At 71.4% G+C, this 13,401-nt stretch carries 7 protein-coding genes; all 7 read left to right on the top strand.

Annotated elements, in window-relative coordinates; translation table 11 throughout:
- Window positions 1-297 precede the first annotated feature (297 nt).
- The 7 genes from WME90_RS20095 to WME90_RS20065 all read left to right on the top strand — a co-directional run bounded on the left by WME90_RS20095 (window position 298) and on the right by WME90_RS20065 (window position 13,395).
- Window positions 298-3,297, top strand: coding sequence for a beta-propeller domain-containing protein (locus WME90_RS20095; protein ID WP_437282776.1), 3,000 nt, complete (start codon window positions 298-300; stop codon window positions 3,295-3,297).
- A gap of 221 nt (window positions 3,298-3,518) precedes the next feature.
- Complete coding sequence (locus WME90_RS20090; RefSeq protein ID WP_437282775.1) at window positions 3,519-4,913, top strand: serine hydrolase domain-containing protein; 1,395 nt, start codon at window positions 3,519-3,521, stop codon at window positions 4,911-4,913.
- Window positions 4,914-5,140: 227 nt separating this feature from the next.
- Window positions 5,141-6,568 (top strand): serine hydrolase domain-containing protein, encoded by a 1,428-nt coding sequence (locus tag WME90_RS20085; protein WP_437282774.1) that lies wholly within the window; start codon window positions 5,141-5,143, stop codon window positions 6,566-6,568.
- Window positions 6,569-6,754: 186 nt separating this feature from the next.
- Window positions 6,755-8,257, top strand: coding sequence for a metallophosphoesterase (locus tag WME90_RS20080; RefSeq protein WP_437282773.1), 1,503 nt, complete (start codon window positions 6,755-6,757; stop codon window positions 8,255-8,257).
- Window positions 8,258-8,489: 232 nt separating this feature from the next.
- Entirely contained in the window at window positions 8,490-10,565 is a 2,076-nt protein-coding gene (locus WME90_RS20075) for a hypothetical protein (RefSeq protein WP_437282772.1), read from the top strand.
- Window positions 10,566-10,573: 8 nt separating this feature from the next.
- The gene (locus WME90_RS20070; RefSeq protein WP_437282771.1) at window positions 10,574-11,557 is read left to right on the top strand and encodes a hypothetical protein; all 984 of its coding nucleotides are present in this window, start codon (window positions 10,574-10,576) and stop codon (window positions 11,555-11,557) included.
- Window positions 11,554-13,395 (top strand): ArnT family glycosyltransferase, encoded by a 1,842-nt coding sequence (locus tag WME90_RS20065; protein WP_437282770.1) that lies wholly within the window; start codon window positions 11,554-11,556, stop codon window positions 13,393-13,395. Before WME90_RS20070 ends, WME90_RS20065 begins: the two co-directional genes overlap by 4 nt.
- The last annotated feature ends 6 nt before the right edge of the window (window positions 13,396-13,401 follow it).

The raw sequence follows: 13,401 nt of genomic DNA, 5'->3' as shown, positions 1-13,401 counted from the left end.
GCGCCGATGGGGGCTCGCGCATTCATCGACCCGGAGGCGGTCTGCGAGCAGTCGTGCCAGTGAGGGGGTCGCGGCAATCCGATGGGTTGCTCATTATGGCACGCATGGGGCGGCACACTTGCCCGTGGATCAGAATCCGGCAGGATTCAATGCGTGGTACTTATTTTGCGTAGCTCCGGAGGTGCCGAGCTGGGTGGCACATGATGGCAGCATTTCGCGGCCCTGCGACTTGCCCTCGGTAGCGAGGTCGCCTTGATCATCGTGAATCGAGCTCGCGCCAGGTGGCTGGCGCTTTCTGTGATCGCCGGGTCGGTTGCGCTGGCCGCCTGCAACGGCAGCACGACCGGGGGCACGACATCCACGGGTCCCTCCACGGACACCGATCTGACCGGGTTCATCTCGGCCAATCCATTGGCTCCCCTTCCGGCACCTCCTGGCGTCGACGCCACCGGCGGCGGCGCCGGTGGCGCCGCGCCCGCCGATGACGACGACGGCAACTACGTGGTCTACGTCATCGAGGCGGCGGATCTCGTCCAGGTGGACGGCGGCAAGCTCTACGCGCTCTCGCGTTACGGTGGGCTGAGCGTCGTCGACGTCTCCCGGCCCGAGCACCCGAGCCTCCTCGGTCAGCGCCGGTCGAGCGGCAGGCCGTTCGAGATGGTCGTTCGTGATGGCGTCGTCTATGCCCTGTTCTCCTCGGCGGAGGAGCGCGTTCCCGGTGACGGGTCGGAGGGGCCCCGCACCGTGAACGTGAGCCGTGTCGAGGCGCTGGACGTCGCCGACCCGACGGACATCCGGCCTCTCGGGTCGTTGGCCCTGCCGGGCACCCTCACCGACGTCCACCTCGTCGGCGACGTGCTCTATGCGGTCACGGCGCAAGACGGCGCGTGCTGGGGGTGCACCGGCGATCCGAATACAACCGTCACCTCCCTCTCGATCGCCGACCCGACCGCGATCCACGTCGTGGACGAGCTCCGCTACGACGTCGATGCCTCCGCGGGCTACCGGCGGGGACCCAGCACCGTGAGCGCCACCCAGGAGCGCCTGTATGTCTCCGGCGCGCTGCGGGGAGCCTCCAACCCGCGAGGGCGCTCCAACATCCAGGTCATCGACATCTCCGATCCTGGCGGCGATCTCGTCGGGGGCGCGATGGTGGGGGCCCACGGGCTGATCGAGAGCCCCTGGCAGATGGACGAGCACGCCGGCGTCCTCCGCGTCATCAGCCAGCCTGGGTTCCCCGCGGGCGAGAGGGTGCCCAGCGTGCAGACCTTCTCCGTCGCGTCCTCTGCGGAGCTCGCCCCCCTTGCGACCACCGAGCTTCGCTCGCCCCAGGCCGAGCGCCTGCTCGGCGTCCGCTTCGATGGCGATCGCGCCTACGCGGCCACGGCGCAGGCGGCGAAGACGTTGTTCACCATCGACCTCAGCGACCCGGCGAGCCCCGCGCTGCGCGGAGAGATCGCGCTGCCGGCCGGGGGCCTCTACCTGGAGCCGCGCGGCGACCGCCTCCTGACCGTCGGGCCCGCCGACCGCGACGCGGACGGCTCTCTCGGCGTCTCGCTCCTCGACGTCTCGGACCTCGCGGCCCCCACAGTGCTTGATCACGTCGCCTTCGGCGATCATCAAGCGAGCGTCGGTGATGACTGGACAAGGATCCACAGGGCCTTCGCCGTCCTCGACGCGCTCGGCGCCATCGTCGTGCCCTACGAGAGCTCCGAGGTCGTGAGCCAGGAGGGCGCGGAGTGCGACGTCCGCACGGGCGGCGTCCAGCTCATCGACTTCACGGGCGACACGCTCACGAAGCGCGGCGTCGCTCGCCACCGCGCGCCCGTGCGGCGCGCGCTCGTGCACGAGGGGCAGCTCCTCGCCTTTGACGGCGAGCAGCTCGCGGCCTTCGACCTCGCGGACCGCGACGCGCCGGCCGAGCTCGCGGAGATCCCGTTCGCGATGGACATCCGGCGCACGAGGGTGGTCGGTGACGTGGTGGCGCGGCTTGTCGCCGACTGGCCGTCATACCACCCGCGGCTCGAGGTGGTGCCGCTCTCCGACCCCGGCCGCGTCGAGCCGCTCGGCGCGCTCGACCTCACGTCCGTGCTCGTCGAGGCCGCGCCGTGGTCCTGTGGCAGCACCTTGTCCGTCGCCTTGCACATGTTCACGCACGGACAGCACCTCTACCTGCTCTGGTTGACGTCGCCGGGCGCGCAGGACAGGCGTGCGCGCCTGGCGGTCATCGACGTGAGCGAGCCGGCCGCTCCGCGCATCGCGAGCCAGCTCGATCTTCCGTTCGGCGAGAGCCCCCTCTACTTCGGACTTCCCGACGCGCTCCTCAACTCGGGCGACAGCGTGGTCCAGGCGGGCAGCACCCTCGTCCTCCTCCACGGCGGCGTCGAAACAGGCGTCGAGGGCTCGCCTGGGGGCGAGACGCCGTGGCTCACGATCGTGGACATCGCAAATCCTGCGCGGCCGACGATCTCCGCGAGGGTCTCGCTGCCGGCGGGGGCCGGCCGCACGAGGCTCCTCCTCGACGGCACCACCGTGCTGACCTCGCACTGGACGCCCCTGCCGGGCGACCCCTCGAAGGCGCGCTTCTATTTCGACCGGGTCGACGTCTCGGACCCGTCCTCGCCGGTCGTGAGCGCTCCGATCAACGTGCCTGGATCGCTCCTCCTGTTCGATCGCCCCTCGAGCCGGCTGCTCACGACCGACTACGAGCGGATCGAGCGCCCGGCGTCGACGAGCGGAGAGTGCTCGCGCAGCCTCGGAAACGGCGCGAAGTTCGTGCCGGCGCCCCGGGGCGACTCTTCAGGGGGCGGGGGCACCTGCCTGGGGTTCAGGCGGACGCTCAAGCTCGTGGACATCGACGGAGCGAGCGCGACGCTCCGGGACGCAAGCCCGATCGACGATGCCGCCTCCGGGTTTTATGCGCTCGTCGGCGACGATCGCGCCTTCATGCCGATCACGAGGGAGCGCGCGGAGAGCTCGGGCAACGGCGATCGTGACGGCACGGAGCGAGCGCTCCTGGTGGCCGGGGGGCTGCGGGACGGCGCGATCCGGCGTGCCGAGCGCAACATGGATGAGTTCGAGATCGACGACGCGCGCGCAGTGGACGGCGCGCGCCTCGTCCTCGTCGACGATGCCCCTGCCTCTCTCTCGGTGCTCGACGCGACGGACCTGGACAACATGACGCTCGGGACACCGATCGCTGTCTCCGGGGACGTGAGAGAAATCACGCTCCACGGGGGCGTCGCGATCTGCTCCCTCGGGATGTCTGGCGTGGAGGTGGTCGACCTCGGTCCGTGAGCCGCGGGCACCCTGTCGGGCGCGTTCAAACGTTCGTCGCCCGCCATCGGTGGCGTCCTGAAGAGAAATTTCGTCTCGGGACATGAACGATCCTCGCGAGCCCGGGAACAGAGCTCCGAAATCGAGCGGCGCTCCTCGATCGACATCGCGATGTGCGGCGGCGCGATCCGCCGGTTCGCGGCGGTGATCCGAGGAAGCCGGCGCGCGATCAGGAGCTGAACATGAAATCATCGCACCATCGCTTCGCTTCTCCGAGAACATCGATTGCCGGCGCAGAACCGATGCGCTTGCGAAGCGTGGTATCGATGTTCCTCGTTTCGGCCCTCCTCGGGTCCTCGACCCTGCTGGCGGGCTGCTCCGACGGCGGCGGGGCGCCGGTGAGGACGGAGGCCGAGAGCGGCGCGGGCGGTGGGGGCGCCGGGAGCGGCGCAGGCGGAGATGAGAGCGGCAGTGGCGGCGAAGATGCCGGCGGCGGCGGGGGCGGGGACGAAGGCGGAGGAAGACCCTCAGTCGAGTGCACCGGCGATCCCTCCCTCCTCGCCAACACCGATGCCGACGACGTCGTGCAGCAGGGCGCGGAACGTTTGGTGCGCGACGACAAGTTCCCTGCCGTCCTTGTCGCGGTCCGCGATCGCGATGGGCAGACCCGTCACTACACCGCGGGTGTCGGCGACCTGGAGACCGAGGCGAAGGTGCCTGTCGATGGGCAGGTGCGCATCGGGAGCAACAGCAAGCCTTTCACCGCGGTGGTCGTCCTGCAGCTCGTCGGCGAGGGCCAGGTCGATCTCGACGCGCCGATCGAGACCTACCTGCCCGACCTGATCCGCGGCGACGGCATCGACGGCCGAGAGATCACGGTGCGGCAGCTGCTGCAGCACACGAGCGGGCTGCCCGATTACGTCGGGCTGGCCCTGGGCGACGACGTCTTCGAGGTCCTGCACACCTACTTCCAGCCCCGCGCCCTGCTCGATCTGGCCCTGGCGCAGCCGGGGAAGGCAGCTGGCACCGAATGGGCGTACAGCAACACCAACTACATCGTCGCCGGCTTGATCGTCGAGAAGGTCACCGGCCGCCCTCTGGCCGAGGAGATCACCCGGCGGGTCATCGAGCGCATCGGGCTGCGCAGCACCTATATCCCCGACGTCGGCGAGCAGGGCATCCGGGGGTGCCACCCGAAGGGCTATCACGCGGCGCTCGGTGAGCCGCTGCGCGACGTCACGGAGCTCGACCCGTCCCAGGCGGGCGCCGCCGGAAACATCATCTCCACGCCGGGCGACGTGAACCGCTTCTTCACCGCCCTGCTCGGCGGTGAGCTCCTCGACGCGGCGCAGCTCGAGGAGATGCGCGCGACCGTCGACGCTTCCAGCATGTGGCCCGACTACCGGTACGGGCTCGGTCTGAGCAGCAGCCCGCTGAGCTGCGGCGGCGTCCTCTGGGGCCACGGCGGCGACATCTTCGGCTACGAGACCAGCGGCGGCGTCACCGAGGACGGCCGCGCCGTCACCGTCGCCGTCACGGCGCTGCCCTCCGCCGTGCCGAGCGTCCACACGCGCGACGAGGCCTACGCCGCCTACGCCAAGGTCCTCGCGCTCGTCGACGCCGCGCTGTGCGAGTGAGCCGCGGGCGCGCTCTGGCGCCGGTGGTCACGACCGCCGCGTCGGCACGATCCAGAGGATGAGTTCTTACGACAGACTCGTGGGAGGTATGAACGAACCTCACGAGTCAGGGAACAGCGTTACGAAAACGAGGGGCGCTCTCCGATGAACGCGGCGATGCCCGGCGGCGCAAGCTGCCGGCTCGCGGCGGTGAACCGAGGGCGCCCGCACGCGACCAGGAGCCGATCATGAGATCTCTGCACCGTCATTTCACTTCTCCGAGAACCCGGGCTGCCAGCGCAGCAGCGTTGAGCTTGCGAAACGTCTTCTCGATGGTCCTCGTCTCGGCGCTGCTCGGGTCCTCAGCCCTTCTCGCGGGCTGCTCCGACGCCGCCGGGACGCCGGAGAACACGGACGCCGGTGCCGGCGTGGGCGGAGACGCCGGCAGCGGGGGCCAGGACGCCGGCAGCGGGGGCCAGGGCGCCGGCAGTGGCGGTCAGGACGCCGGCAGCGGCGGTCAGGACGCCGGCACCGGCGGCGAGGACGCCGGCACCGGCGGCAGAGGCGAACCGTCGGGCGAATGCACCGATGATTCCACGAGCGGCGCCAACACCGATCCCGACGATCCGGTGCAGCAGGGCGCCGATCACCTGGTGAGCGATCGCGAATTCCCCGCCGTCCTGGTCGCCGTCCGTGATCGAGACGGGCAGACCCGTCACTACACCGCCGGTGTTGCCGACCTGGAGACCGAGGCGAGCGTGCCTGTCGACGGGCAGGTGCGCATCGGGAGCAGCAGCAAATCGTTCACCGCCGTGGTCGTCCTGCAGCTCGTCGGCGAGGGCAAGGTCGATCTCGACGCGCCGATCGAGACGTACCTGCCGGACCTTGTCCGCGGCGATGGCATCGACGGCCACGAGATCTCCGTGCGCCAGCTGTTGCAGCACACAAGCGGGCTGCCCGACTACGACGATGTGCTCCTGGCCGAGGGCGTCTTCAAGGTACAGCACTCCTACGTCGACCCCCACACTCTCCTCGATCTGGCGTTCACGCAGCCAGGCAAGGCACCCGGCACCGAATGGGCGTACAGCAACACCAATTACGTTCTCGCCGGCATGATCATCGAGAAGGTTTCCGGCCGCCCTCTGAACGAGGAGATCACGCGCCGGATCATCGATCGTATCGGGCTGCGCCACACCTATCTCCCCGGCGTCGGCGAGCAGGGCATCCGCGGGTGCCATCCAAAGGGCTATCACACGGACGTGCCCGGGGAGCCGCTGCAAGACATCACCGAGCTCGACCCGGGCTGGGGATGGGCCGCCGGACAGGTGATCGGGACCCCGAGCGATCTCAACCGCTTCTATAACGCCCTCTTCGGCGGCGAGCTCCTCGAGCAGGCGCAGCTCGAGGAGCTCCGTACCACGGTCGACGCCCCCGCCATGTGGCCCGGCGCCCGGTACGGGCTCGGCGTGGTCAGCACCCCGCTGAGCTGCGGCGGCCTCGTCTGGGGCCACGGGGGTGATATCCCCGGCTACCATACCCGCGGCGGCGTCACAGAGGACGGCCGCGCCGTCACCGTCGCCATCACGGTCCTGCCCTACTTCGTGTACGGCGAAGAGGGCGCCGAGCAGGCGTACCTGGACGTCCTCGACCTCGTCGACACCGCCCTGTGCGAGTGACCGCCCAGGCGAGCTCGCGCACGCCGGGAGGCGGCGAGCCGACGGGCGAGTCGGCGCCGGCCGCGCCGTCCGTTCGTCCGGCGCTCGCCCTCCCGCTGGTCGTCGCGGCACGCGGTTTGCGTTGCGTGCGGCGTGGGGGACGAGGCCGCCGCTCATGGCGGGATCGCTCGACCCTGGAGCAGGGCAATGGATGGCGCAGCCAGGGATATCTTCGTCATCAGCGATCTGCACCTCGGCGACGGCGGCGCGCGCGATAACTTCGACGCGGGCAGGAAGACGCCGCAGCTGCGGGCATTTCTCGACCACGTGGGCAGCGAGGGAGGCGAGCTCTTCGTCCTCGGCGACCTGTTCGAGCTCTGGCAGATGAACCTCAGCCTCCTGCTCGTGAAGCGGCGGGCGCTGCTCGACCAGCTCGCCACGCTGAGGCTGGTCTACGTGCCCGGCAACCACGACATCGACCTCATCCACTTCATCGAGACGGACTTCCTCCAACACCCCTTCTTCACGTGCATGCGCGCGCCGTTCGTCCGGGAGCTCGGGGGCAAGCGGTTCCGCTTCTGCCACGGGCACGAGACCGATCCGTTCAACGCCGGGGACCATCCCGGCTTCGGCCGCATGCTGACCATCTTCGCCGGAATCTTCGAGGACGAGAACGGCTCTCCCCTCCTCACGAGCGGCGAGAGCGTGGAGGACATCCTCGAGCAGTTCGGCGACTCGATGTTGGCGATCTGGAGACGCGCCCTGGCGACGATGGACCATCGCGGAATGAAGGGGGACGTGTGCCCCAAGGTGGCGCTCACGCCGGCGCAGAGCCCGGATCGGCTCGGCGAGCACGTGGACGGGATCCGAGCAGCGCTCGACGTGGGCGCCTATGACGTGACGGTGCTCGGGCACACCCACAAGGCAGGTCGTATCGGTGGCTGGTACTTCAACAGCGGCTCGTGGACCGGTCCCCGCAACTCGTTTCTTCGCATCTCTCCCGACGGACACGTTCGCTATCTCGAGTGGAAGGACGGTCGCGCCGTGGAGCGCGAGATGCCCGTCGTGCTCCCGGATGCAGCGCCTCGCCGCTCGCCCTCGGCGAACCCGGTGACCGCGGCCATCTCCGCCGTGAGGACGCTCTTCCCGAGGCCGACGCGCCCGGAGCGCTCCCGGTGGATCCTCCTCGCGCAAGGCGCCCTCGCGATCTCCCTGGGCGCCGGCGCCCTGACGATCTCCGTCGCACAGGGATCCTCCGCGGGATGGCGCCTCCTCGTCTCGGCCTTCGCTGCCTACGCGCTCATCGATGGCGCCCTGTCGCTCCTCGGCGCGCCGCGCGAGCCGCCCGTCCGACGTCTCCTCTCCCGCGTGCGCGGCGTGGCGAGCGTCCTGCTCGGCCTCGTCGTGCTCCGTCGCGGTTACGTGGTCGAGATGTTCGTGGTCCTCGTAGGGCTCTGGGCGTTCATCTCCGGCGCGCTGCGCGTCGCTGTGTCGGTCGTGCTCAAGGGAATGGTGGAGTCGAGGTGGCTCTTCGCCGCGGGCGCCGGCTCGATGCTCGCCGGCCTCGTCCTGCTGCTCTTGCCCGCGTCGGCGGTGCCGCTCAAGTTCGTGCTGGCCGGCTATCTCTGTTACTACGGCGCGGGGGAGCTCCTCGCCGGTGTCTTCGGACAACGGCTGCCCAGGACGGCAGGTGTCCGCCCCTCCGCATGAGGCCGCTCCCGCGCCGCTGGACAGCGCTCCTACCCGCGCGCAGAAACACCCCCTCTTCGCGCGCCGTTGATCTACGCTCCCGCACGTCTGGCAGTCCGGCGCGCCGGTCGCGCGGCGAGGCGTCCTCGCGGCGCGACAAGGGCGCCGGCCGCTCTCGCGGCGCGCCTCCTCTCGCTGGTCTCCCGGCCTTCCCGCGCGCCTCGTAGGTCAAGGGCCCCTCGGAGCTCCAGCCATGAAGATCCCCCTCCCGATCCCGCCGTCCCGCCGCGCCCCGCTCGCCGCCCTCGCCGGGCTCGCCGCCCTCGCCGCGTGCGCCGCTCCGCACCCCCCGCCGCCGGCCGAGCCGCCCCAGGTGGCTCCACCTGCGCCCACACCCGCCCAGGCCGCGACCCCGGCGCCGCGCTTCGATCAGATCCCCCGGCTCGACTTCAACCGCATCGCCGTGGAGCTCGATCTCCCGCTCTTCTGGATCTCCGACCGCAACGGCTCGGGCGCCGTCGACCCCGATGAGGTCTCCGCCCTCTGGTATCACACCCCGGCGCCAGCCTGGGTCGCGGCCGGGGCGTTCACCCCGGCGTTCACGTCGGCCTATGCCGCGATGTCCAAGGTCAAGGCCGAAGGCCACGTGCGCGCCGGCCTCGACGAGGCCGAGGCGCGCCGCCGCGATGCCGTGCTCGCGGAGCTCGCGGCCGGCCGCCCCTCGCTCCTCCGCTCCGATTTCCGCGGCGCGCCCGCCGAGGACCGCGCCATCGTCGGCCACCTGCTCAAGGTGGCGGAGCTCATCGAGCAGATCCACGCGAAGCAGCTCGGCTCTGCCGGCATGGCCGACAAGATCCCGCCCGACGACCCCGCCAGCCGGGCGCTGTTCTGGCGCAACCAGGGGCCCTGGTGCCAGCAGCCCAAGACGCGCAGCGATCCGAACTGCAGCGCGCTGCCGGACAGGCCGCCTCACATCACCGGCGTCTATCCGGCGCGCCTCCAGCAGGACAAGAAGTTCTGCGCCGCGCTCGAGGCGCGGCCGGATCAGCAGGCGCTCCTCTCCCCGTTCTCCGTGGTGGTCGAGGAGCGCGGCGCCCTCAAGGCCGTGCCCTACAGCGAGGCCTACAAGCCCGAGATGGAGGCGGTGAGCCGGGAGCTCAAGGCGGCTGCCGAGGCGATCCAGAGCCCGAATGAGGCCGCCTTCAAGGCCTACCTGCTCGCGGCGTCGCAGGCGTTCCTCGACAACCGCTGGGAGCTCGCGGACGAGCCCTGGGCGAAGATGAACGCCGAGAACTCGGCGTGGTACCTGCGCGTGGGGCCGGACGAGACCTACTGGGAGCCGTGCAGCCGCAAGGCGGGCTTCCACGTGAGCTTCGCGCGCATCAACCAGGAGTCGCTCACCTGGCAGCAGAAGCTCGACCCGGTGAAGTCCGACATGGAGGCGGCCTTCGCGAACCTCGCAGGCGCGCCGTACAAGACGCGCAAGGTCGCGTTCCACCTGCCCGACTTCATCGACATCGTCTTGAACGCCGGCGAGTCGCGCGCCGCGACCGGCGGGACCGCAGGGCAGAGCCTGCCGAACTGGGGGCCGGTCGCGACCGAAGGCCGCGGCCGCACCGTGGCCATGGTGAACCTGCTGCAGGACGACGACAGCCGCGCCGCGCTCCGGGAAGCCGCCTCATCGCTCCTCTGCAAGACCACGATGGAGAGCGTGTCCCTCGAGCGCCCCGTGGCCACGCTGGGGACGGTGCTGCACGAGGCCTCCCATAACCTGGGCCCGGCGCGGGGCTACAAGGTGCGCGGCAAGACCGACGAGGAGCTCTTCGGCGGGCCGCTCGCCGCGATGCTCGAGGAGCTCAAGGCCCAGAACGGCGCGCTCTTCTTCCCCGGATGGCTCGCGCAGAAGGGCGTCCTCGACCCTGCGCTCGCGCGCATGTCCGAGGTGAGGGACGTGATCTGGGCGTTCGGGCAGGTGGGGCAGGGGATGTACACCGCGGGCGGCGAGGCGCGTCCCTACGGCCAGCTCGCGGCGATCCAGCTCGGCAGCCTGCTCGACGCGGGCGCGCTCGGCTTCTACCGCGGCGAGACGGCGGCGAACGGCGCGGACAAGGGGTGCTTCGCGATCCAGGCGGACAAGATGCCCGCCGCGGCGGAGGCGCTCGCAAAGACGGTGCTCGGGATCATGGCGCGCGGCGACAAGGCCGGCGCGCTGCGCCTCCGTGAGACGTACGTCGACAAGGCCGGCGCCTGGAAGGCGCTCCGCGGCGTGATCGAGGAGCGCATGCAGCGCATGCCGCTCGGCAGCGTCGTCTACGCGATCGAGCTATAGGCGCCGCCGTGATCTCGGCGCAACCCCGCGAGACCGCCCCCGCGGGCGAAGCGGCGAGCGCGCGCGGCCGGCGCCGCGCGTTGGGCCTGCTCACCGTCCTCGGCCTGCCCGCGCTCGGCCTCGGAGAGCTCGGAGCGCACCTCTACTTCAGCCAGCGCGCTCCCGACTTCGACGCCTGGCGCGAGGTGAAGGCGCCCCTCACGGCGATGAAGCAGCCCGGGGATCTCGTGGTCGTCGCGCCCGGATGGGCCGATCCTGCCGCGCGCCGCGCGCTCGGGGATGAGCTGATGCCCCTGCGCGACGCCGCCCGCCCCGACGAGAGCCGCTATGTGGCCGCCGTCGAGATCAGCGTCCTCGGCCAGCGCGCCGAGGAGCTCGCGGGCTTCCGCGAGGAGGCGCGGCAGGAGCACGGCCGCTTTCTGCTCCGGCGCCTCGTGAACCCGTCGCCCGCGCGCGTCGTCTACGACTTCGTCGACAACGTCGCGCCGGCGTCGGCGGACGTGCGCGTCACGGATCCTCCGGCCGCGTGCCGCTGGAACCCGCGCGCGCCGATCGTCGCCGGCGGGCTCGGCGGGAACCCGACGTTCCCCGCGGAGCGCTTCGAGTGCCCCGGCGGCCCGTTCTTCAACGTGGGCGTCACGGTGATCGCGGACGAGGAGTTCCGCCCTCGCCGGTGCATCTGGTCGCACCCGCCGAGGGACGGCGAGATCGTCACGCGCTTCCACGGCGTCCCGCTCGGCTCGGTGATCCGAGGGCACGCGGGCATGTACTGGATCATCGAGCGGGAGCGGCGGGGCGCGCCGGTCACGCTGTCCGTGCGCGTGAACGGAGAGACCGTGGGCGAGGCGACGCACGCCGACGGCGACGGGTGGGCGGCGTTCGAGCTCCCGCTCGCGGCGCACGCGGGCGCGGCCGCGGCCGAGGTGGAGTTCGCCGTGAGATCCGCCGACTACACGCACCGCCACTACTGCTTCGAGGCGGACACCCGATGAAGCGAGCAGCGCCCCTCGCGCCCTCGGACGGCCTGATCGCGCTCGCGTTCGCGGCCGCGTACGTCGCCCTCCTGCTCGCGACCGCCGGCGATCTCGGCTACGCGCGCGACGAGGGCTTCTACTTCTTCGCCGCGAACCGCTATGGCGCGTGGTTTCAGGCGCTCCTCGACGCGCCGCGCGCTGCGCTCGATCCGCAGAGCGTGGACGCCGCGTGGTCGGTGAACCACGAGCACCCCGGCCTCATCAAGTCGCTCTTCGCGCTCTCCAACCTTGTCCTGCAGAAGCGGCTCGGGCTCTTCGCCATGGAGGGCACGAGCTACAGGTTCCCTGCGATGGTCCTGTCGGGCGCGGGGGTGGCGCTCGTGGTTCTCTGGGGCACCCAGGCGCGCGATCGCCTCGCCGGCGCGTCCGCGGCCGCGCTCTTCGCGATGCTGCCGCGGTACTTCTACCAGGCGCACCTCGCGTGCTTCGACGCGCCGATCGTGACCGTCTGGGCCCTCTGCGCCTACGCCTACTGGCGCTCGCTGCGGGACGGCGGCGCGCTGTGGCCCGTGCTCACCGGCGTCGCCTTCGGCCTCGCGCTCGACACGAAGCACAACTCCTGGTTTTTGCCGATCGTCTGCGTCGCGCACGCCGTCGGCCTGGAGCTCAGGGATCGGATCGTCGCGCGCGCGATCGCGGCGGGGGCCGTGCCGGCGGCCTGCGCCGCGGCGTCGCCTGAGCCGCCCGCCGGCGCCCGGCGAGCGGTGACCGCGCTCGCCGCGATGGCGACGATCGGCCCTCTCGTCTTCTACGCGCTCTGGCCGTGGATCTGGCGCGACACGCTCCCGCGCCTCCGCGAGTACGCGTCGTTCCACCTGAACCACGAGTACTACAACATGGAGTTCCTCGGCCGGAACTACTGGACGCCTCCGATGCCGAGGGCCTACGCGCCCGTGATGACCGCGGCGACGGTGCCCGTCGTGACGCTCTGCCTCTTCGCCGCGGGGCTGTGCGCGGCGGCGCGCGAGCGCCTCCTGTATCCGCTCGCGTGCGCCGCGGCGTTGCTCGCCCCGGCAGGCGGGCACCGCGCGCGCTCTCTCTCCGCGGCGCGGGCGCTCGCCGCGCGGCTCCGGCCGCCGGCGCACGATCCAGGCGGCACGGCGCTCCTCTGGTTCCTCGCCATCGCCGCCATGTACGGCGCCTGGCTCTCTCCCAGCACGCCGATCTTCGGCGGCACGAAGCACTGGATGACGGCCTACCCGTTCATCGCCCTGTTCGCCGGCGCCGCGTTCTCCGCCGCCGTGCGGCGCGCGCGGGTCGGGCTCCGCGCGCTGCTGCTCGCCCGGCGCGGATCCGACGCGCGGGCCGGCGCCGCCGTGCGCGCGGCCGCGCTCGCGCGCGGGCCGCTGGTCCCGGCGCTGCTCGGCGCGGCGGTGGTCGCGGCGCCCACCGCCGAGACGCTGCACGCGCACCCCTGGGCGCTCTCGAGCTACACGCCGCTGGTCGGCGGCGCGCCCGGCGCGGCGAACCTCGGGCTCAACCGCACCTTCTGGGGCTACACCACGGGCGCGGTCGTGGCGTACCTCAACGAGCACGTCCCGCCGCGAGGGACGGTGTACATCCACGACACCGCCGGCCAGGCGTGGGAGATGCTGCTGCGCGACGGGCGCCTGCGAAAGGACATCCGCGGCGTAGGGACGGTCGCGGGCGCGGACTTCGCCCTCTACCATCACGAGAAGCACATGCTGGGGCAGGCGTACCAGGCGTGGGTCGCGTTCGGGACCACGAGCCCGGATCACATCGCCGGGCCCGATGGCGTTCCGGTGATCCTGGTCTACCGCAACCGCGTCCGCTGAGCGCGA

Origin of the sequence: Sorangium sp. So ce375 (assembly GCF_051473855.1) — a bacterium.
Taxonomy (GTDB): domain Bacteria; phylum Myxococcota_A; class Polyangia; order Polyangiales; family Polyangiaceae; genus Sorangium.
Note: the sequence above shows the minus strand (reverse complement) of the source record. Positions and strands in the feature narration are given on the sequence as shown.

Coding starts and splice junctions, on each gene's coding strand:
- WME90_RS20085 (WP_437282774.1), top strand. CDS start 5,141: ATGAGATCTCTGCACCGTCATTTCACTTCTCCGAGAACCCGGGCTGCC.
- WME90_RS20075 (WP_437282772.1), top strand. CDS start 8,490: ATGAAGATCCCCCTCCCGATCCCGCCGTCCCGCCGCGCCCCGCTCGCC.
- WME90_RS20090 (WP_437282775.1), top strand. CDS start 3,519: ATGAAATCATCGCACCATCGCTTCGCTTCTCCGAGAACATCGATTGCC.
- WME90_RS20065 (WP_437282770.1), top strand. CDS start 11,554: ATGAAGCGAGCAGCGCCCCTCGCGCCCTCGGACGGCCTGATCGCGCTC.
- WME90_RS20080 (WP_437282773.1), top strand. CDS start 6,755: ATGGATGGCGCAGCCAGGGATATCTTCGTCATCAGCGATCTGCACCTC.